Annotated in this window: 18 protein-coding genes and 1 riboswitch; of the genes, 11 read left to right on the forward strand and 7 right to left on the reverse strand. The window is 62.5% G+C overall.

Features of this window, described 5'->3' with window-relative positions:
- Positions 1-55: 55 nt before the first annotated feature.
- Positions 56-2,176 carry an MMPL family transporter gene (locus RWT78_RS08850; RefSeq protein ID WP_314675400.1) on the reverse strand — a complete coding sequence of 707 codons (2,121 nt, stop codon included), beginning with the start codon at positions 2,174-2,176 and terminating at the stop codon, positions 56-58.
- 71 nt (positions 2,177-2,247) lie between these two features.
- A riboswitch (cobalamin riboswitch) is annotated at positions 2,248-2,394 on the forward strand.
- A gap of 115 nt (positions 2,395-2,509) precedes the next feature.
- On the opposite strand from RWT78_RS08850, the gene RWT78_RS08855 reads away from it, so the two are divergent.
- From RWT78_RS08855 to RWT78_RS08870, 4 genes are read left to right on the forward strand one after another with little or no spacing between them, the layout of a single operon-like run.
- Complete coding sequence (locus tag RWT78_RS08855) at positions 2,510-3,505, forward strand: ABC transporter substrate-binding protein (protein WP_314675423.1); 996 nt, start codon at positions 2,510-2,512, stop codon at positions 3,503-3,505.
- Positions 3,502-4,542 carry an iron ABC transporter permease gene (locus RWT78_RS08860; protein ID WP_050654847.1) on the forward strand — a complete coding sequence of 347 codons (1,041 nt, stop codon included), beginning with the start codon at positions 3,502-3,504 and terminating at the stop codon, positions 4,540-4,542. The genes RWT78_RS08855 and RWT78_RS08860 overlap by 4 nt, the downstream gene beginning before the upstream one ends.
- A 32-nt stretch (positions 4,543-4,574) precedes the next feature.
- Positions 4,575-5,372, forward strand: a complete 798-nt coding sequence (locus tag RWT78_RS08865) for an ABC transporter ATP-binding protein (RefSeq protein WP_081305329.1) — start codon at positions 4,575-4,577, stop codon at positions 5,370-5,372.
- Positions 5,369-6,139, forward strand: coding sequence for a (2Fe-2S)-binding protein (locus tag RWT78_RS08870; RefSeq protein WP_003940787.1), 771 nt, complete (start codon positions 5,369-5,371; stop codon positions 6,137-6,139). Before RWT78_RS08865 ends, RWT78_RS08870 begins: the two co-directional genes overlap by 4 nt.
- A 31-nt stretch (positions 6,140-6,170) precedes the next feature.
- Here the strand turns inward: RWT78_RS08870 and phoA are convergent, their stop codons facing one another.
- Positions 6,171-7,703, reverse strand: a complete 1,533-nt coding sequence (phoA, locus tag RWT78_RS08875) for an alkaline phosphatase (protein WP_003940796.1) — start codon at positions 7,701-7,703, stop codon at positions 6,171-6,173.
- A gap of 268 nt (positions 7,704-7,971) precedes the next feature.
- On the opposite strand from phoA, the gene RWT78_RS08880 reads away from it, so the two are divergent.
- The 4 genes from RWT78_RS08880 to RWT78_RS08895 all read left to right on the forward strand — a co-directional run bounded on the left by RWT78_RS08880 (position 7,972) and on the right by RWT78_RS08895 (position 13,690).
- Positions 7,972-11,259 carry an error-prone DNA polymerase gene (locus tag RWT78_RS08880; RefSeq protein ID WP_037129108.1) on the forward strand — a complete coding sequence of 1,096 codons (3,288 nt, stop codon included), beginning with the start codon at positions 7,972-7,974 and terminating at the stop codon, positions 11,257-11,259.
- A 234-nt stretch (positions 11,260-11,493) separates the two neighbouring features.
- A complete protein-coding gene (locus tag RWT78_RS08885; protein WP_007727425.1) occupies positions 11,494-11,841 on the forward strand; it encodes a hypothetical protein in 348 nt (115 codons plus the stop codon).
- Between the two features lie 14 nt (positions 11,842-11,855).
- Positions 11,856-12,626 (forward strand): SDR family oxidoreductase, encoded by a 771-nt coding sequence (locus RWT78_RS08890; RefSeq protein WP_314675411.1) that lies wholly within the window; start codon positions 11,856-11,858, stop codon positions 12,624-12,626.
- Positions 12,627-12,682: 56 nt separating this feature from the next.
- Positions 12,683-13,690 (forward strand): NAD(P)-dependent alcohol dehydrogenase, encoded by a 1,008-nt coding sequence (locus RWT78_RS08895; protein ID WP_007727420.1) that lies wholly within the window; start codon positions 12,683-12,685, stop codon positions 13,688-13,690.
- Here the strand turns inward: RWT78_RS08895 and RWT78_RS08900 are convergent.
- Both RWT78_RS08900 and RWT78_RS08905 read right to left on the reverse strand, forming a co-directional pair.
- Entirely contained in the window at positions 13,677-14,567 is an 891-nt protein-coding gene (locus RWT78_RS08900) for a dienelactone hydrolase family protein (RefSeq protein WP_083057701.1), read from the reverse strand. The two genes, RWT78_RS08895 and RWT78_RS08900, sit on opposite strands and share 14 nt — an antisense overlap.
- A 33-nt stretch (positions 14,568-14,600) precedes the next feature.
- Positions 14,601-15,440, reverse strand: coding sequence for a CPBP family intramembrane glutamic endopeptidase (locus RWT78_RS08905; protein WP_003941033.1), 840 nt, complete (start codon positions 15,438-15,440; stop codon positions 14,601-14,603).
- Between the two features lie 85 nt (positions 15,441-15,525).
- Here RWT78_RS08905 and RWT78_RS08910 point away from each other — a divergent pair, with 85 nt between their 5' ends.
- Positions 15,526-15,834: a rhodanese-like domain-containing protein gene (locus RWT78_RS08910; protein ID WP_003940684.1), complete on the forward strand. Its 309-nt coding sequence runs from the start codon at positions 15,526-15,528 to the stop codon at positions 15,832-15,834.
- A gap of 47 nt (positions 15,835-15,881) precedes the next feature.
- Here the strand turns inward: RWT78_RS08910 and RWT78_RS08915 are convergent, their stop codons facing one another.
- Together RWT78_RS08915 and RWT78_RS08920 are read right to left on the reverse strand one after the other, a co-directional pair.
- A complete protein-coding gene (locus tag RWT78_RS08915) occupies positions 15,882-16,523 on the reverse strand; it encodes a dihydrofolate reductase family protein (RefSeq protein ID WP_003940771.1) in 642 nt (213 codons plus the stop codon).
- Positions 16,524-16,597: 74 nt separating this feature from the next.
- Positions 16,598-17,683 carry a TDT family transporter gene (locus RWT78_RS08920; protein ID WP_314675416.1) on the reverse strand — a complete coding sequence of 362 codons (1,086 nt, stop codon included), beginning with the start codon at positions 17,681-17,683 and terminating at the stop codon, positions 16,598-16,600.
- Between the two features lie 91 nt (positions 17,684-17,774).
- On the opposite strand from RWT78_RS08920, the gene RWT78_RS08925 reads away from it, so the two are divergent.
- Positions 17,775-18,686 (forward strand): LysR family transcriptional regulator, encoded by a 912-nt coding sequence (locus RWT78_RS08925; RefSeq protein WP_030535095.1) that lies wholly within the window; start codon positions 17,775-17,777, stop codon positions 18,684-18,686.
- Positions 18,687-18,698: 12 nt separating this feature from the next.
- Here RWT78_RS08925 and RWT78_RS08930 read toward each other — a convergent pair whose 3' ends face one another.
- Positions 18,699-19,379 (reverse strand): TetR/AcrR family transcriptional regulator, encoded by a 681-nt coding sequence (locus RWT78_RS08930; RefSeq protein ID WP_007727412.1) that lies wholly within the window; start codon positions 19,377-19,379, stop codon positions 18,699-18,701.
- Positions 19,380-19,452: 73 nt separating this feature from the next.
- Between RWT78_RS08930 and RWT78_RS08935 the strand changes: the two genes are divergently transcribed.
- Complete coding sequence (locus RWT78_RS08935) at positions 19,453-20,589, forward strand: NAD(P)/FAD-dependent oxidoreductase (RefSeq protein ID WP_209920850.1); 1,137 nt, start codon at positions 19,453-19,455, stop codon at positions 20,587-20,589.
- The last annotated feature ends 4 nt before the right edge of the window (positions 20,590-20,593 follow it).

The following is a 20,593-nucleotide window of genomic DNA, read 5'->3' on the forward strand; positions in this document are numbered from 1 at the left end:
AACACGGCTCTCCGCAGGATCCCAGGCACTCTTCAGTGACATGATCCAGTCGCGATCAGTGGCCGATGCCGACCTTCGCGTGAACCTTTTTCATCCACACAGGAGCCCACCAGTTCGCTTCGCCCATCAACTTCACGAGCGAGGGCACGAGCAACATGCGGATGATGGTCGCGTCGACGATCAGCGCGACGATCATGCCGACGCCCAGGAACTTCATCACTGACAGCCCTGACATTGCGAAGGCCCCCGTCACCACTATCAGGAGTAAGGCGGCAGCCGTCACGATGCGGCCGGTGCGCTCGGTTCCGAACTTGACCGCTTCCTCTGTCGTCGCTCCCGTGTTCTTGGCCTCGACCATCCGTGACATCAGGAAAACCTCGTAGTCCGTGGACAATCCGAAGACCACCGCCAGGATGAGCACGACAAACGTAGCCTCCAGCGGAGTTTGACTGACCCCGAGGAGTTCGACGCCGTGTCCGTCCTGGAAGACGAAGGTGAGGACACCGAAGGTGGTCGCGAGGCTCAGGGCTGCCATCAGCACCGCCTTGATCGGCAGCACCACCGAACCGAACGCGAGGAACAACAGGATCAGGGTGGATCCGACCATGATGAGGATCATCACCGGTAGCCAGTGCAGGACGGCGTTGTTGCCGTCGTCGACCATGGCTTGACCGCCGCCGACAAGCAGCACCGTTCCGTCGGGAGCGGAGATCGCACGCAGATCTGTCACTGCGGCGCTCTGTGATTGGGGTGTAGAGCCCTCGCTGTAGAGAGCCTGAACCGCGACGAGTTGATTGGTGCTCGCGACGACGGTCGCCTGACCGATGCCCTCGACTTGACCGGCGGACTCGGCGATCGCTGCACCTTCGGCCGGGGTGAGAGTGTTCCCGTCCTCGGCCTGAAGGATCATCGTTGCGCCGTTTCCGGTTTGCGGGAAGTCGTTGACCAACGTGTCCATTGCAACGCGAGCGGGGTCGTTGTCCGGTAGTGCGGTGTACGAGAGCTCTCCCAGCCGGGCGCCGAGCAGCGGCGAGGCCATCACGAGCAGCACAGCCACGATTGTCACCGAGACTGCGACCGGACGCTTCATCACCCACGTGACGACGCGGCCCCAGAACTTGCGCGAGCGTTCCTCGCCGCGTTGCGCCGCATCCTTGCGCCATGTCAGGGCGTTGATGCGATGCCCCAGAATGGCAAGCAGCGCAGGCACAGCGGTCAGCGACAGGACGGCCGCGCTCAATACCGCAGCGATCGCGCCGAAGCCCAGAGACCGGATGACGGCCTGGGGGAATACGAGCATGCCGCTGAACGCACAGATCAGCAGTAGACCCGAGAACATGACGGTGCGACCCGCCGTCAGAACTGTCCGCTGAGCAGCCGCTCCCGGGTCCGAGCCCGAATTCAGTTCTTCACGGAACCGACCGACCACGAACAGTCCGTAGTCGATGGCCAGTCCCAACCCGAGAAGAGAAGCGACGTTGATCGAGAACGAGGACACATCGGTGATCAGCGTGAGGATTCGCAGAACCGCCAAAGCACTCAGGACACTGAGTACACCCACGAACACGGGCACGGCAGCAGCGACGATGCCGCCGAAGATGAAGACCAACAGCACCAGAGTGATCGGAATGGCGATGGCTTCGGCGACCACCAGGTCCTTCTCGAGCTTGGTGTTGAATGCGACGCCGACGACGGTGTTACCCGCGAATTGTGCCTCGGCACCTTCGACTTCGAGCTTCGGCAGGAGATCGGCGAAAGTGGCGGGCGTGACGCCCGAGTCCGGTGCCAACGTGATCGCAACGGCCGCCATGGATCCGTCGTTCGAGAGCAGGCTGGCCTTCGCTGCGGCGTCTGTTCCCCAATACGATTTCACCGAAGCGGTCGGCACTTCGGTTTTGAACTGGTCGACGGCGGCTGTCACTGCCGGCCCGATGTCGTCCAGAGTCTTGCCGTCCGTGGGCGAGTAGATCGCGATGATGTCCGGGGTCTGCGGTCCGAGATTGTCTTCGATGATGTCGGCGACCTTCGCGGAGTCGCTGCCCGGATCGATGAAGCCGCCCTGGCTGAGCTTGCCGAACACTCCGAGTCCCCACACCCCACTGATGAGAACTATCAGAACCGCGAGGCTCAGTACCCACCATTTCCGGGCGACGACGGTTTGGGCCCAGCGTGTCATGTATCAACTCCGGTGTGTGGGGGCGTCTGGCCAGATCGACTGTAGTGGGCGTTTGGTCTTGAATCGGAAACGTCATGCATACTGCTCGAAGCACTTGCAAGCCACGCGTGTGGGGGAAGCCGGTCCGAATCCGGCGCTGACCCGCAACGGTAGGTCGATTCTCGGTAGTCACCGAGTGTCGGCAAGCCCGATTACCCGCCGCGCGGTGTGCGACATCCATTCGTCGTGGTCTACGAAAAGGAAGTCCAGCAGGAGCTCTGGCCGAGGATCAGCGTGCGGGCGGAGTTGTCTGTCGGATTCTCATTCGTGGCTCAGAGCCCTTACGAGGTCCCCGTGTCACTTCAGTTCTCCCCGTCCCGCGCCGCCGCTGTTCTCATCGCGGTCGCCTTGGTTTCGGCAGGTTGTTCCAAAGGTCAGGAATCAGAGTCGGCGTCTGCTGCGGAATCCTTCGCACAGCCGGTATCCGTGACCAACTGCGATCGCGAGATGACCTTCGATTCGCCGCCGCAGCGCATCGTGTCTTTGAACGGACACGTCACCGAAGCCCTCATCGAGATCGGCGCGGGTGATCGGATTGTCGGGCGGGCGTACAGCGACAACCCGCCAACTGCCGAGACCGCCGATGTATTCAACAAGATTCCCAGCCTTTCCGATACGTTCCCCAGCATGGAGCAGGTCCTCGACGTCGATCCGGACTTCGTGGTCGGAGGAATGACCAGTGCCTTCAACGAGAAGCAAGGCCGTTCCCGAGACGCTTTCGGCGAGCGCGGAATCAACACCTTCCTCTTCTCGGAATACTGTGGCACCGGGTTCCCCGACATCGGATTGCTCGAGAACGACTACACGCAACTCGGTCGAGTCCTGGGCGTCGAAGATTCCGCCCGCGAGGTCGCAGAGGAGATCAGCGCTGGTCTCGATTCCGTCCGCGCTTCGGTCGGAGACGCGGCGCCGGTACCGACCTTCTTCTACGACAGCGGTGACCAGGTTCCGACGACCATCGGCGGAGTCGGCGTCGGTCAATTGGTCGCGGAATACTCCGGCGTCTCGAACATCTTCGCCGAAGGGACAAAGCCCTACATCGACGCATCGTGGGAAGCTGTTGCCGAGCGTGCACCCCGGGCAATCGTGGTCATCGACTACGGCGACAAGACCGCAGAGCAGAAGATCGACTTCCTCCGTGCCCAGCCGTTGATGGCGACCACCCCTGCTGTGCAGCAGAACCGGTTCGTCGTGGTTCCTCTCGCTGACCTGTTCGAGAGTTCACGGTTGGTGCGTTCGGCACAGACCATCGCAACAGCCTTCCATCCAGGCGCTGACGCGGCGAAGTGACCCGCACGCGTTACGGGTACGGCGCCCTGCTTGTCGGCTTGGCGGTCGCCTTGGCGATCGTCCTGGGGTTGGCCGTCTCCTTGGGATCGGTTCGCATTCCCGTCGGTGACGTCTGGGCGATAGTCGGAGCCCGTTTGGCGCCAGGGACTTTCGAGACGTGGTGGACCGCGGCGCGGGAGTCGATCGTGATCGACTCCCGCCTGCCACGTGCACTCACTGCCGCGGTAGTGGGTGCTTCGTTGGCGATGTCGGGTGCAGTTGCTCAAGCTGTCACCCGTAATCCGCTTGCCGATCCGTATCTGCTCGGAGTCTCGTCGGGTGCGGGATTCATGGTGGTGCTCGTGTCGGTGCTGGGTTTCGGCGCCGGCCTCCTCGGGGTTTTCACGATTCCGGTCGCAGCATTCGTCGGGGCGATGATCCCGTTGTTTCTCGCACTGCTGATCGGCGGCCGGTATCCGCAGCCGACCGCGATCATTTTGGTGGGTGTCGCGCTCGCCCAGATATTCTCGGCGCTCATCACCTTTTGCATCCTGGTATTGGCCGATGATCGGCACGTGACGTCGGTGATGCACTGGATTGCCGGCGGATTCGGTGATGCACGATGGTCGACGCTGATCTTCCCGACGATCACACTGGCCGTCGTCGGCACAGCCCTTCTGTTCAGTTCGCGATGGATGGACGTTTTGCAGACCGGTGACGACGGGGCTGCTGCACTCGGTATGAACGTCCGACGGTTCCGTGTGTTGTCCTTGCTCGCGGTCTCCGTACTGGCGGGCGCAGCAGTCAGCGTTGCCGGTGGAATCGGTTTCATCGGTCTGCTGATCCCGCATCTGGCCGGCTTCATCGTCGGCACCAGAGCAATTCGACTGCTCCCTGCTGCAGCCCTGCTGGGCGCCGTCGCGATGGTTGCCGCGGATACCGCTGCGCGCTCGGTGGCACAATCCACTGAAGTTCCGGTCGGAGTGATCACGGCCCTCGTGGGTGCACCGATCTTCGTCTGGATGCTCTACCGGCAGTATCGGAGGCTCGAACAGTGACACAGGCCAGAACAGTGACACAGGCCAGAACAGTGACACTCCCGAAAGACTCCGAAACTGCGCCCCTGCTCGAACTCGTCGAGACCCGGGCGCGGCTCGGAAATCGCGAAGTGTTGCGCGGCATCACTTTCGCAGTCAAGTCCGGTGAAATATTGGGCTTGGTCGGGCCGAACGGCAGTGGCAAGACGACGGCGCTGCGCTGCTGCTACAACGCTTTGACGCCGACAGGTGGCGCAGTTCTGATCGATCAAGTCGACTCGACGACGCTCTCGCGTAAGGACATCGCCCGAACTGTCTCGGCAAGTGTTCAAGAACCCACTGTCTCGGCAGGACTTTCGGTTCGTGAATCGATCGCGCTCGGACGAACTCCGCACCGCAGCTGGTTGGACCGAAGCACGGAGCGCGATACCACCATCGTGGACCGGTGCATCGAGCAGGTCGGTTTGGTCGAGCTTGCCGGACGAGACGTATCGACCCTGTCGGGTGGTGAGCGGCAACGTGTCTCGATAGCTCGCGCATTGGCTCAGGAGCCCAAGGTTCTGTTGTTGGACGAGCCGACCAATCATCTCGATCTTCGTCACCAGTTGATCGTGATGGAACTGCTTACCGAACTTGCGTCGGCGGGGCTCGCAGTTGTGGTCACGATGCACGATCTACGGTTGGCAGTCGAGTACTGCGACAACCTTGCCGTGCTCACCGAAGGTGAACTCCGCGCGTGTGGGTCTACGGTCGAGGTGTTGGACGAGCCGTTGTTGGCCGAGGTTTTCGGCATCAGGGCGCGAGTCGAACGCGGAGTACGTCCGCGGATGGAGATATTGGGGCTGGCATGACGGAATCGGTGGCCGGGATCTACGCCCGTATGGCAGTAGCTGTGCCGTTCTTCGACAACCTGAGCGCGTATCCGGATACGGTGCCCGCGGTGTTGATGACCGACCCCCAGTGGTTGGCAGCACGTGTCGCCGATACGGCAGAGCGATGGGGGAGTGCGGACAGTCGAGTGAACGGCACGTTGTGGTGGTACTCGGCCAGCTCGACGCTGACCGGCATTCCGATCGGAACCGGGATGGTCACCGGGTTCGCGGCCGATCCATCGTTGGACGGTGGGCGGATCTTCTTGCGTGACAACGGCTATCTGGGCGGTTTTGCTGCCGGATCGGTCATTCCGATCTCGCGGAGTGTGGCGGAGTTGGGCCACGCGATGTTCCGCTCGCTCAATCCCGTGATCGAGGTACTCGCCGAGGTGTCCGGCGTTCGGCAGCAGGCGCTGTGGGCGATCACAACGGACTCCATCGCCAATCGCAGCCTCGATGCCGCCGGTAATGCGCGGGAGCGCGGAAGTGCATTTGCGGCCGGTCTGATCGAAGTTCTCCGCGGTGAGAACCCGGGCATTCCGGTCCCGCGTTTCGTGGACGTGGATCGCAGAGAATCTGCTGTGCGCGTAAGTAATCCATTGACGCCGGTGGCATTCGGGCGACGCAGATTCACGCAGCGGGCGTCGTGCTGCCTGATCTACGAGGTACCCGGTGAAGGCAAATGCACCAGTTGCCCGAAGCGCGCACCCGAAGATCGGGTGCGCGCCTTGGCCGCTCTGGTGTGACTGTGGGTGGGCGGATTCAGGTGTTATCGGATCAGTGAGCTGCGACCTTGGAACGGTCGAGTCCCAGCGCGTCGGTCATCGTGAAGAACAGGTCCGTCTGGTCCGTGAGACCGCTGACGTTGGCCGCATGCGGGCCGAAAGCTGCTACGCGCAACTGAGTTCCGGTGTGTCCTTCGGACTCGACGGCCGGATCCTCGGACGTTCCGTAGCTGATCGTCATCTCCGAGCCGTCCTTCGTGGTCAGCTTGCGGGTCAGTCCGGGGTAGACGATTTCCTGGGCGCGCTCGACCGGGATGTTCTGGTCCTTGGCGATGGTGGCGATGTCGTCGGCGCTGACATTGGTGACGATCTGGCTGGTGTGAGCGTGGTCGGCTGTGACGATGACCAGGGTTTCTCCGTCGGTCTTCGCAAATTCGAGTGCCTTCTGCACAGCTTCGTCGAGGTCGACGGTTTCACCGATCTGACCGCATGCGTTGGCTGCGTGATCCTGCTTGTCGATCGAGGCACCTTCGACCTGGAGGAAGAATCCGTTGTCGTTGACCTTCAGTAGGTCGATGGCCTTCTGAGTCATGTCCGCGAGCTTGGGCACGTCGGAGGTTCGCTTGGGGTTGTCGACGCAGGTTTCGGCGGGCTGCAGGTAACCGTCGCGGGTGGCGACGGATCCTTCCCAGCGGACGGGCATGTTGCCGTCGGCGAACAAGCCGAGCACGGGTGCATCCTGATCGGCCTTGCCGACCTCGTTCATCTCGGCGGCGTTCTTCACCAGCTGGTAGCCACGGGCGGCGGCCTGCTCATTGAGTGTCTTGCCCTGCCAGTCACCGGCTTTCGCGGTCTCAGCGAAGGACTTGGCGCCGCCGGCGAAGGTGACGTCGGCGCGGGTGTCGAGGAGTTGTTCGCTGATCGACCCTTTGCCGCCGTTCTCGAGGGCGTTCTCCGGGCAGGACTTGGACGTTGCCTCCGGTCCGTAGCACTTGCGGCCACTGACGTGCGCGACCTGCACTGCGGGGGTGGCGTCCTGCACCTCGGCGGTGGAGACGTTGCCGGTGGCCTTGCCGTTCGCCTTGGCGATCTCGAGGACGGTCGACTGGGCCTGACCCTTGATGTCGACGGAAATCGCGCCGTTGTAGGTCTTGGTGCCGGTGGACCATGCCGATCCGCTGGCTGCGGAGTCGGTGACGTAGTCGGGCTTGCCGTCCTTGGTCAGTGCGTAGTGCGTGTACTGGCCGGTGATCGGCAGGGCGTCGAGGCCGGGGAAGCTGCCGGCAGCGCCTTCGGCGTAGTTGCGTGCGGCGGTGATCTCCGAGTCGCCCATGCCGTCCCCGATCAGGAGGATGACGTTCTTCGCGCCGGAGGCATTGACGGCGTCGCGCACTGCGGCCGACTGATCACCGTCGATGCGACGAGCGCCACCGTTCGAGGACAGTTCGCCGGTCGCGGCGCGATCGACGGTCGCGCCGTTCGAGCCGGTGGCCTCGTCGGCGCTGCTGCTGCAGCCGGCAGCGGCCAGAACGGCGACGGCGCCGGCGACGGCCGTCAACCTACGTGTGTTGCGCGAGAACGACATACGAGTAGTACTCCTGGAAACAGTATGGATGGAGATTATGAACGCCGCTAATGATCTGGGGCGAAAGTGAACGGAGTGCAGACATGCGTACATCTGAATGTGACGAGACGGTGAGGGTTGAGATTCGCTCTGTTGACTGTGGGTGAGTGACCTGTCAGACTGAATCTGCATCGAACATCAGTTCGATGCATGTGGTGCGTCTTCCCTTTCGGCATCCTCGAGCAGTCGGTCGTCCCTGACGGCCGACTCGATCAGGTGCGAGGTCAGTGTGGGTTGGGGAAATGGGCCGCCGACGTGGTCCGAGATGGAACGGGTGCTTTCCGGACGACCCGGCCGTGTGGAACATGAGGATTTGTTTCCGGGCGATGGAAGCGACAGCCCCGCCTGGTCAAGAAAGCGCGGCGAGTACCACGCGGGCGAGCTCACCCGTGGTGCCGGTGTAGTTCCTTACGCAGAACTGCACGCTCACTCGGCCTTCAGTTTCCTCGACGGTGCATCACCGCCGGAAGAGCTGGTCGAGGAAGCAGTGCGTCTCGGGCTCGAAGCTATCGCCGTCACCGATCACGACGGCTTCTACGGCGTGGTGAGGTTTGCGGAAGCCGCACGTGAATGGGGAATGCGCACCGTGTTCGGGGCCGAGTTGTCTCTGGATTCGGTACCCAGAACCGGCACGGCAGATCCCGGTGGAACACACCTCCTGGTGCTTGCCCGTGGGCAGGAAGGGTATCGCCGGCTTTCGCGGGAGATCGCTGCCGCGCATCTGGCGGGCGGCGAGAAGGGCAAACTGCAGTACGACTACGACGTGCTGACCGAAGCGGCCGGTGGGCACTGGCAGATCCTGACCGGGTGCCGGAAAGGTCATGTGCGGCAAGCCTTGACGTCGGGTGGTCGCGAAGCAGCGGCGGATGCCTTGGGGGATCTGGTCGAGCGTTTCGGGGCGGAGCGAGTGTCGGTGGAACTCACTCATCATGGGTTGGCGGAGGACGACGAGCGCAATGCCGTTCTGGCCGAATTGGCGAGAGAGCATGGACTACGTACGGTGGCGACCACCGCCGCGCACTTCGCCGCTCCTCCGCGTCGACGCCTCGCCATGGCAATGGCGGCTGTGCGGTCGCGTCAAAGCTTGGACGAGGCAGCAGGATGGCTGGCCCCTACCGGCGGAGCGCACCTGCGGTCCGGCGCGGAGATGGCGGCACTGTTCTCGCTCTATCCCGAGGCTGTCAGTGGTGCCGCCGATCTTGGTCGTGAGTGCGCTTTCGATCTCAAGCTCATCGCGCCCAAATTGCCACCGTTCGACGTTCCCGCCGGGCATACCGAGGCGTCGTGGTTGCGTGAGCTCACCATGGTGGGGGCGCTGGAACGCTACGGACCGCCGGAAGGTGCACCGAAGGCATACAAACAGCTCGAACATGAACTTGCCATCATCGAGGGATTGAACTTTCCCGGATATTTCCTGGTGGTGCATGACATCGTGTCGTTCTGCAAGAACAACGACATCCTCTGTCAGGGAAGAGGTTCCGCTGCGAACTCGGCGGTGTGTTACGCGATCGGCATCACCAATGTCGATCCGGTTCGCAACAAACTGCTGTTCGAGAGGTTTCTTGCGCCTGAACGTGACGGCCCGCCGGACATCGACGTGGACATCGAGTCCGACCGCCGGGAAGAGGCGATCCAGCACGTGTACGCGAAGTACGGGCGTACGTATGCCGCGCAGGTAGCCAATGTCATCACCTATCGAGGAAAGTCGTCGGTGCGGGACATGGCTCGGGCGCTGGGCTTTTCGCAGGGCCAGCAAGATGCGTGGAGTAAGCAGGTCGGCCGGTGGGGCGGTATCGACAAGAATGCGGATACCGATATTCCGCGTCCGGTACTCGAACTGGCGGCGCAGATCGAAGGCTATCCGCGGCACCTCGGTATCCACTCGGGCGGCATGGTCATCTGCGATCGTCCCATCGCCGACGTCTGCCCGGTGGAGTGGGCGCGAATGGCCAATCGTAGTGTCCTGCAGTGGGACAAGGACGACTGTGCTGCCGCTGGGCTGGTCAAATTCGACCTGCTCGGCCTCGGCATGCTTTCTGCTTTGCACTACATGATGGATCTGGTGGCCGAACACAAAGGCATCACAGTCGATCTGGCGCAACTCGATCTGTCGGAAACGGCGGTGTACGAGATGCTGCAGCGGGCAGATTCGGTGGGGGTGTTCCAAGTGGAATCACGTGCGCAGATGGCGACACTGCCGCGTCTGAAGCCTCGAAACTTCTACGACCTGGTAGTCGAGGTCGCGCTCATCCGTCCGGGGCCGATCCAAGGCGGATCAGTGCATCCGTACATTCGTCGGCGCAACAAACTCGAACCTGTGTCCTACGACCATCCGTCGCTCGAGAAGGCACTCGAACGCACGTTGGGGGTTCCGCTGTTCCAGGAACAGTTGATGCAGATGGCCGTCGACGTTGCGGGCTTCACGCCGTCCGAGGCCGATCAATTGCGTCGGGCAATGGGATCGAAACGCTCCACCGAGAAGATGGAACAACTGCGCGCGAGGTTCTATCAGGGCATGCGAGACCTACACGGCATCGGTGACGAGGTTGCCGACCGGATCTACGAAAAGCTGTATGCATTCGCTAATTTCGGTTTCCCGGAAAGCCATTCACAGAGTTTTGCCGCGCTGGTCTTCTACTCCTCGTGGTTCAAACTTCATCATCCCGCTGCGTTCTGCGCCGGACTTCTGCGCGCGCAGCCCATGGGTTTCTACTCGCCGCAGTCCTTGGTTGCCGATGCGCGCCGGCACGGAGTGCAGGTACACGGTGCAGACATCAATGTCAGCCTCGCGCATGCCACCGTCGAGGCAGGTGGATTCGAGGTTCGGCTGGGGCTGGGGGAAGTGCGCAACATCGGCGATGCACTCGCCGAGAAAATTGTCGAACAGCGCGACCTCGGTGGACCGTTCACGTCGTTTCTCGATCTGACCGGGCGGGTGGAACTGACTACCGCACAAGCTGAATCGCTGGCGACCGCCGGTGCGCTAGCCAGCTTCGGTATCTCGCGTAGAGAAGCGCTGTGGGCAGCGGGCGCTGCGGCGGGGGAGCGCCCCGACCGCTTGCCCGGTATCGGTGCGTCGGTCACAGCTCCCACCCTGCCCGGCATGAGCGACGTCGAATTGGCGGCAGCGGATGTCTGGGCGACAGGAGTATCTCCCGACACCTACCCGACACAGTTTCTCCGCCCACAGCTCGACGCGCTCGGCGTGGTGCCGGCGTCGAGACTTCTCGACATCCCGGACGGTGACCGTGTGCTGGTGGGGGGAGCAGTCACACACCGGCAGCGTCCGGCCACAGCTGCGGGCGTCACGTTCATCAACCTCGAGGACGAAACCGGCATGGTCAACGTCGTGTGTTCGGTGGGGTTGTGGGCAAAGTACCGAAAATTGGCAAATACGGCGCCGGCGTTGCTTATTCGAGGGAAGGTGCAGAATGCAGAAGGCGCTGTCACCGTCGTGGCAGACCGGATGCAGCTGATGGATCTGCGAGTCACGGCCAAATCGCGAGACTTCCGTTAACGCCTGATTCTGGCCACCGTGTTAGTGCCGAGAGACAGTTTTGTGCCGAGAGGACAAATGTGGAGCTCAACTCTGACCTCCGAGCATATGGTGCGGGTCACATTTGCTCCCTAGGGTTGTCGCTTGAGCGCGATCGATTCACCACACGCAGCCGCGGTCAGTTGCCTTGCGCGTGAATATCGTCGCCTTCCAAACGCGCTGAACCAAAAGCACTTCGAGTCGAAGAGGAACTTCATGAGCACAGCGATTCTCGTCGCACACGTACACCCCGCCGATCCGTCTTCGGAGGATGCGTTCAACCGCTGGTACGACGACGTGCATATTCCGCAGGTCGTCGAACGAGTGCCCGGAGTTGTCTCCGCCTCCAGATTCTTCCTGGCGGATGTGCAGTTGCTGCCCGAGGATGCATTGCCCGCGCGCCGCTACCTGAGCATCTATCAACTCGACACGGAAGATCTCGCGGGCACCGCGCAGGCGTTGGGAAGTGCTTTGGGCGACGGAACTCTCGACATGTCCGAGGCCATCGCGACCACCGGCGACACCGGACCCGAATTGCTTTTCTACGTCCCGACCGAGAACTGAAGGGGAACGCTGACATGTCCGATCTTCTCGCGAACAAAGTTGCAATTGTCACCGGCGCAGGTGCCGGAATCGGCGCCGCCATTGCCCAGGCATTCGGGGCGGAGGGCGCGAGGGTCGTGGTCTCCGACATCAACGGTGGCGCAGCACAGGCAGTGGCGGACTCGATCGACGGAGCCATTGCTGTCACCACTGATGTCACCGACGAACAGCAGGTCAAGGATCTCGTCGACAGAGCGGTCGAAGAGTTCGGCGGACTGAACGTCGTAGTACCCAACGCCGGTATCGCCACCACGACCCCGCTGATCGAGACCTCGTTCGAGGACTGGCGGAAAGTCATGTCGGTCAACCTCGATGGAGTGTTCTTGACAGTGCGTCATTCGCTGCCCGCTCTCGTCGCATCCGGTGGCGGTTCGATCGTGAACATCTCGTCGATCTCGTCGACCACCGGCTCGCCTTTGATCGGCAGCTATGCCGCCGCCAAAGCAGCAGTCCGCAATCTCACCGAAACCCTGTCAGCCGAACTTCGCTTCCATGGAATCCGCGCGAATGCATTGCTGCCCGGATTCATCGACACAGACCTGGTCAAGAGTCACCAGCAGGATTTCGAGAATGCCCTCGGCCTCGAGTCCGGGGGATTCGACGACCTGATGGTCACTAAGCAGACGCGCTACGGCCGGACCGAGGAAGTTGCCGCCGCCGCAGTGTTCTTTGCGAGCGACCAGTCGTCGTGGTGCAACGGCAGCAGCCTGGTTCTCGACGGAGGGTTCACCGCTTCTCTCCTCTGAGCAGCAGAACCCTTTCCGAACGTCACCCGATCACCATTCGTGCGAGGATCCACACCATGACCAACCGCGCCGTGTACGTACTCCCGCCTGGAGGATTGAACAACCTCGAATCGAGGACGATCGAGACCCCGGGCCCGGGTGCGGGTGAGGTGACGATCGCGATCCACGCGAATTCGCTCAACCACCATGACTACCTCGTGGCGACCGGAGAGATAGCGACCGACGGTCCGCGGATCCTGTTGTCCGATGCTGCCGGGGAGGTCGTTGCGGTCGGAGACGGCGTAACGCAGTTCAGCGTCGGAGATCGCGTGATGAGCACCTATTTGCCGCATTGGCGGAGCGGCACACCGGATTTCGACGGATTCGGAAATTCGCCGGGTGACGGTGTCGACGGGTTCGCCCGCGACACCGTCACCGTGCCGGTATCTGCTGTGACAGTGATGCCGCGAAACTACACCTACGAGGAAGCCGCTACCTTGCCCACCGCAGGTTTGTCAGCGTGGCGCGCACTATTTGCCGGAGTCCCGATCATCCCAGGGTCGTCGGTGTTGATCCCTGGGACCAGCACGGTGGCGCTGTTTGCCGTCCAGCTGGCCAAAGCTGTTGGAGCTCAGGTGATCGCAACGTCGTCGGCCCCCGACAAGATGGCACGATTGGTCGAGCTCGGTGCCGATCACGTGGTCAACTACCGTGAGCGCCCGGACTGGGGTTCGGAAGCGATGCGGCTCAGCGGCGGGATCGACCTCGTCCTCGACGTCGGCGGGCCGTCCACCCTCGGCCAATCTCTGGCGGCAGTCCGACCAGGCGGGCGAATCTGCGCGCTTGGCATCATGAACGGCCCCTCGTCGTCGATCGACCTGACTTCGCTACTGACCAAACAGGTCACCATCGAAGGTGTTCTGGTGGGCAGTCGTGCACATCAGGAGGAGATGGTCGCCGGGCTGGAGAGCCTGGCGCTTCGTCCCGTCATAGATTCTTCCTACAGCCTCGACCGCCTCGCTGACGCTTTCGAGCAGCAGAAATCCGGGCAGGCCTACGGCAAGATCGTCATCACAAACCCTTGATCGCTTGCCGGTCCCAACGGGGATCGGTGAGGATTTCCGCCGAGTCGCCGACAAATGCACTTGCGGCAGTCTGGTCGCCGCTCAGGGTGAATCTCAGCCATGCGGTGAGGTAGCCCCGGAATCCTTCGCCATCTGCGGCCCAATTGTGGCCGACGCCAAGCAGTCTGCCGCGGACCGCCGGTCCGGCGGTTTTGTCGAAGTACTCAGCTTGCGGATCGGCGGTGGAGACCGGGTCGTCGGCGCCGGTCATGAAGAACGTCGGTCCGGTCAACTGGGCCACGTCGATCACGTCGACAGGTCGCGAGGCCCACCACGGGTCAGGCAAATCGAGTACCGCCGTGGCGGTGATCAGATTCGCGGACTGGGTTGCCGCGTTGATCGCGCCACCGGCGCCCTGGGAGTGTCCGACCGAGGCAATGTTGTCGGTGTCGATCCGCTGGTGAAAAATGCTCTCAGCGTTGGTGTTCTGATCGACGACGTACTGGGCAGCCCCCAAGATCTCCGTCCCGTCGCCGGTGACGCTGCTGTCGGCCACCACAACGACAAAACCCCAAGAAGCGAGATGCTGCAGGAGCGCTTCGTACTCTTCGTAAGTCGCATAGCTGCCGTTGCCGAAGGTGACGACGGGATGCCGATTGCCATCAGACGACAAGTCGGCTGGGTAGAACAGTTGGTACCCGGGAACTGAATCGGCAGCCACTTCGTGCGCGCCCTGGGCTGCATACAGATCGCTGATCGATTCCGACGCGATGGATTCGGTGGTCGCGACTTCGGGAGTTGTCGGAACCCCCGCGGTGGCATGAGTGACGGCACCGGAGAGTGCCAGCACACACGATGCAGTCACGACGGCGAACGAGTACGTGGTTCGAGAAGGCATGGGCACAAGTATGTCTTGTACGGTCGCGGTCGGTCAGGCCGAGACGGGTGTGTGCCGTTCTTCGCCGATTCGATCTCGGATGAGGAAGACGGCGATCACCCCGAAGACGACCAAGAGGACCGTCAGTAGAGAGGTGATGGCGGCGGCGCCGCTCACTTCCGTGGTCACCGAAGTGTCCAGCCCGCCGGTCGAGAGAATTGTGGTGGGGTCGGTGAGGCCGTGTAACACGATTGCGGCCCAGATCGTGCCCGTCACACGCATTGTCAGGTACATGCACATACCGAAACCGAAGGTGTAGACCACGGTGACAAGGACGGTCGACGGCTTCATCCCGGCGATCAGGTTGACCGTGTGCATGAGTGCAAACACCAGTGAAGACACGACGGCGACAAAGCGCTCGCGATGGCCGGCGTCGCGCAGCATCTTCACTGCCAGGCCACGGGTGGCCAATTCCTCGGTCAGGCCGACGCACGCACCGAGCACCAGCAGGGCGATTACCTCGCCGGTGGTCCAGGCGCTCCAATCCGTTCCCGCCAGATGCGCAACAATGGCGGCGACCACGATGATCGGACCGATCCACATCCAACCGCGCCCACGAATGGGTTGTGGGCCGAAGACGCCGCGCAGCCAGCCGACCTTTGTCGTGAAAACCAGCAGGGCGATCCCGCCGATCGCGATGGGCAATGCGACGCCGAGGAGGATGCTGGAGGCGCTTGCCACGACATTGTCCGTATCGATCTGGTCTGCAAAAACCCGGGAGGTAACCTGCCCGACAGCAAGATAGAACGCCAGGTAGACGACGATCAGCAGGAGCACTTTCCACACGGTGGGGCGACTCCAAAAACCGGACTTTTCGGGAACCGTATTGGTCATTGTCAGATCGTAAAGGGAGCTGCACGAAAACGCCCGGGTACCGTCTATTCGGACAGCAGCGAACACGAAGGCAGGCGCAGAAGAAATGTTGGAAGTCGATTTGAATGCACTGGACACGGCTTTGGCAGCGGGTGAGCCGTTGATCGACGTCCGTGAGGCCGACGAGTTCGCTCAGGTCCGAGTTCCCGGTGCGACGCTCATTCCGCTCAGCGAATTCGTCTCTCGCGTGGGTGAAATTCCGGACGCGGAAACGGTGTACATCATCTGCGCCGTCGGTGGTCGGAGCTTGCAAGCCGCTGAGTATCTGCAGGCTCGCGGCATCAATGCCGTTTCGGTGGCCGGTGGAACGATGGCGTGGTACCAGTCGGGGCGCCAGGTCGAGACCGGCGAATAGTGCGTAACTGTTGGGGCAGCTCCCGTTCACGGAACTGCCCCAACACGTCACTTCCGCCAGAACAGGTGGTGCGTCACGCCGCTCGGGCTCGGCACAACGTCGAGGTTGAAGCGGTCGAGTAACTCGTCAGGTGTCTCCCACAGTCGTAGACCGGATCCGAATTCGATCGGGGAGACAGCGATGTGCATCGTGTCGACCAGATCGGCGTCGAGGAATTCACGGATAGTGCTGACTCCGCCGCCGAGTCGAACGTCCTTGCCCTGCGCTGCCTCACGTGCCTGCGCGAGGGCCGTCGCGGGGTCGGCGTCGACGAAGTGGAATGTCGTGTCCGATAGCGTGAACGACGGCCGCACGTGGTGGGTCAAGACAAAAACCGGGGTGTGGAACGGTGGCTCGTCGCCCCACCAGCCCTGCCACTCGAGATTCTCCCAAGGGCCGCGGTAGGGTGAGAATTTGTTGCGGCCCATGATTTCGGCGCCGATGTTGTTGGAGAAGTCCCGCGTGAAATAGTCGTCGAGGCCTCGGCTGCCGCCGGGATCGGTGCGATTGGGCCAGCTGGCCGTAGCTCCTGCCCACGCAAACATTTCACCGTGGTCCAGGCCGAACGGGCTCTCGAAGCTCTGGTCCGGACCGCAGGCTATTCCGTCACTCGAAACGCCGAAATTCTGCACTCGCAATAACTGACTCACCGTGTACTCCTGCTCTCGACAATGGTCTACGTGAGTACAGACCGTACGGCGAGCCAAAACTCATCGGTGCGAATTCATGCAGCCGCCGGTAGAACTCCACTGCGGATCGACCGGACGGTCCTGACCGCGACGGTTGCCCAGATGGGGATCAGTACGGTCAGCAGGGCAAGTGCGATTCCCAGGATCAGGGTGGAACCGGTGGCGACTCCGAAGGCATTCGCTCCGACGGCACATGCTCCGATGGGGAAGGTGAAGCTCCACCAGCCGAGCGAGAAGTCCAAGCCGCGGCGCAGTGCGTGGATGGTGACGACGGTGACGGTGACAAACGCGATCACGCCGATGATTCCGACGACGGTTCCGTAGGCGATCCCGAATTCGTGCAGGGTGTCGGCATGCTCGGGGCTGAGTGCATGCCGTGAGGCGGCGGCCAACAGGTTGGATGCCGCGATCGACTGTCCGATCACGCCCAACGGAATCCACAGTGAGGGAATGGCATTGAACGGGATCACGTCGACGCCGGCCGAACGGTTGCGTGCGAACTGCCTGGCGACGGCTACCAGAATGCCGATGGCGGCGGTCAGCGCCAGAGCGAACAGGATGTAGCAGAAAACCAGTACCGCGATGCGTGAAGCGCCTTCGGGCATGTGGGTGCTGACCGCTGCGCCGGTGGTGGCCGAGACCATCGGAGGTACGACGGGCATGAGCCAGAACGGCATTGCCGTCGCCATCCCGGCATCTCGAACGAGTCGAATCATCATCACGACGTAGGTGACCAGGCCGAGTGCCGTGCCGAGTGTCCACAGTGTCAGCGACACGGTGATCGCCACGTCGTGGCCGAGGAAGTCCGGGCCGGTGATGCCGGTTGCGGATCCCACGGTCAGCAGTGCCATTGCGACGGCGCCGTAGAAGGGGAACATCGCGGGGCTGTGCAGGTAGGCGAGGGCCTGACATCGATGTTGTGACCAATGGGTGGCAAATGCTCCGATCAAGGCGCACAGTACGAGAACCGCCAGAACCCAGAAGATCTCGGAGACCAGTTTCAAGCCCTCGATCTCCGGTTCGAGCGAAGCGGCGGCCACCGACACGATTCCCGTTCCCATCGCTGCCGCGAACCAGTTCGGAGTGATGTGGGCGAAGGTGGAACTCGTTGTGGTGGTCATGTATTTCACTGTCGTCTCATCCGGTCCGTACCGGTAGACCGGTTGTTCTTGAATGCCCACAAACTCGCCTTGTGGGTCTAATCTTGGGACTATGTCGTTGTCTCCTCGGGTGCCGGAACTCAGTGCCCTCGACGTCCTCCTTTCCGTAGGGCGTCTGGGCAGCATGGGTGCTGCCGGCCGGGAGCACGGACTCAGTCAGCAGGCGGTCAGCGCCCGGGTGCGTTCGGTCGAACGCCAACTCGGAATCAAGGTGTTCGATCGAGCGGCGACCGGTGTTCGTCCCACCGCCGAGGGCGGTCTGATTCTCGAGTGGGCAAGTCACATCCTCGTCAGTGCCGAGGAAATGGCATCGGGAGTTGCCGCACTTCGCGGTGAACGTGATGCTGCCGTCACGGTTGCCGCCAGCATGACCATCGCCGAGTATCTGGTTCCCGGATGGACGGTCGCGATGCGGCACAAGTTCCCCAACGTCGTGGCGTCGGTGAGCTTGCACAATTCCTCGGACGTCTCTGCTCAAGTTCAGGCCGGCCAGGCCGATATCGGATTTGTCGAAGGGCCGGATGTGCCGTCGGCGCTCGCGTCGTGCGAAGTAGCGCGTGATCACCTCGTCGTGGTTGTGCCGCCGGGACACGACTGGGCGAATGGTGTGCCCGTTCCGGTCGAGGAACTCGCACGCACACCGCTGATTCAGCGCGAGTCAGGGTCCGGTACGCGCCTGACGCTCGAGAATGCTGTTCCCGATTGTGTGCCGCCGCTGCTCGAGCTCACCTCGTGTACCGCTGTCAAGGCTGCGGTGGTGGCAGGCAACGCCCCGGCTGTTCTGTCGTCGCTGGCAGTTGCCGCCGACCTGACGGACGGCCGACTGGTCGCGGTCAACGTCGACGGCTTGCGGATGCCGCGTCGACTCCAAGCCGTCTGGGATCCCGATCGCGGATTGCGCGGTGCGGCAAGAGATTTCCTCGATATAGCGCTCGGATCCAACACCGCTGTTCATTCACGCTGACGGCTACGGCCGCTATCGGACGGTGTCGATCCCCGCGAGGATGAGCTCGATGCCTGCCAGAAACTGTTCTCGGTCGTCGTGGTCGCGCAACTGCGCCGTCACCTGATTGAGGAACGGGTACTTCGCAGAGTCGAGTTCTTCCCATCGCGTGGCGACGCCCGCGAGGAAAGCGGACCGATCTGTCTCACGGGGGAGCAGACGGGCGCCCGCGGCGTACTGTCCGGCGAGACCGAGCACGTAGTTCAGGAGCGCGGACGCGCAGTCGAACTGTGCCGATTCGGGAACGCCGAGCGCCTGGAGTTGCTCGCCGAGACTTTCGAAGATCTGCATCACCGCTGATTGCCACGGTTCACGTGAGAGTTGGGTGCCGACCCAGGGGTGGGCGTCGATCGCGTCGAACACGCCGAGGGTGATGGTCCGGATCGCCTCCCGTGGGGCTGCGCCTTCGGTTGCACCGGTTGTCACGCGGGCGATGACGTCGTCGGTCGCCGCGGCGAGCAGTTCGCTCTTGTTGGCAACGTGCCAGTAAATCGCCCCGCTACCTGTTGCCAGGCGTGCGGAGAGCGCGCGAAATGTCAGCGCGGCTTCGCCCTCGTCGTCGAGGATCTCGATCGCAGCCTCGACGATTCGCTCCTTCGAGAGCGCATCCGTACGTCGTTCGGTCCGCTGATTCCTGGTCGCCATGCGAACCATCTTGACATATCTGGAACGCCGTTCCAAGATGTCATTGGAACGACGTTCCAATCGAAGCCTGAAAGGAAACAACATGAGCAACTCGATAACGATCATCGGGGCGGGCCTCGGCGGTCTGACCCTCGCGCGTGTCCTCCACGTTCATGGAATTCCGTCGAAGATCTATGAGGCGGAACTGTCGGCAGAAGCTCGCACGCAGGGCGGCCAACTCGACATCCACGAACACAACGGTCAGGCCGCGCTCGACGCTGCCGGCCTCACCGACGAGTTCCGCGCGATCATCCACGCGGGCGGCGCCGCGTCGCGCGTACTCGATCAACACGCCGCCGTGCTCCTCGACGAACCCGACGACGGCACGGGAGCACGTCCCGAGGTGCTGCGCGGCGACCTCCGTCGAATCCTGATTGATTCCCTTCCGGACTACACGATCGAATGGGGACGCAAAGTCGACACTGTGCGCTCGCTCGGAGATGATCGCCACGAGTTGACCTTCGTCGACGGTTCGACAGTGACCACCGACCTTCTCGTCGGTGCAGACGGTGCCTGGTCGAAGATCCGGCCGCTGCTCTCCGATGCGAAGCCGGAATACGTCGGCACCACGTTCGTCGAGACCTACCTCTACGACGTCGACGAGAAGCATTCGGCTGCAGCCGAAGCCGTCGGGGACGGGGCGATGTACGCGCCCGCACCAGGAAAAGCGATCGTCGCGCATCGAGAGGCGGGAGACATCGTGCACACCTACGTTCAGCTGAACCGTCCGGCGGAGTGGTTTGCCGGTATCGATTTCACTGACGCCGCCGCTGCGACAGCGCGGGTCGCCGCCGAGTTCGACTGTTGGGCACCGGAACTCACGGCGCTGATCACCGATGGCGAAACCGCTCCGATTCCGCGCGCGATCCATGCACTTCCCGACGAGCACCGATGGGATCGCGTGCCTGGGGTGACGCTCCTCGGTGACGCGGCGCACCTGATGGCCCCGTCCGGTGAGGGTGCGAACTTGGCCATGTTCGACGGCGCCGAACTGGGAAAGGCGATCGCCACGCACCCCGACGGCATCGAAGGGGCACTCGCCGAGTACGAAGAAGCGATGTTCGTGCGCAGCGCATCCGAGGCCGCGGACTCGCACGTGATCCTTGATCTCTGCCTCGGTGAAGGCACACCGTATTCACTGGTCGATTTCTTCACCGGCGCTGCTTCCATATCCGGATAATGGG

This window comes from uncultured Rhodococcus sp., assembly GCF_963525155.1.
Taxonomy (GTDB): Bacteria; Actinomycetota; Actinomycetes; order Mycobacteriales; family Mycobacteriaceae; genus Rhodococcus_F; species Rhodococcus_F qingshengii.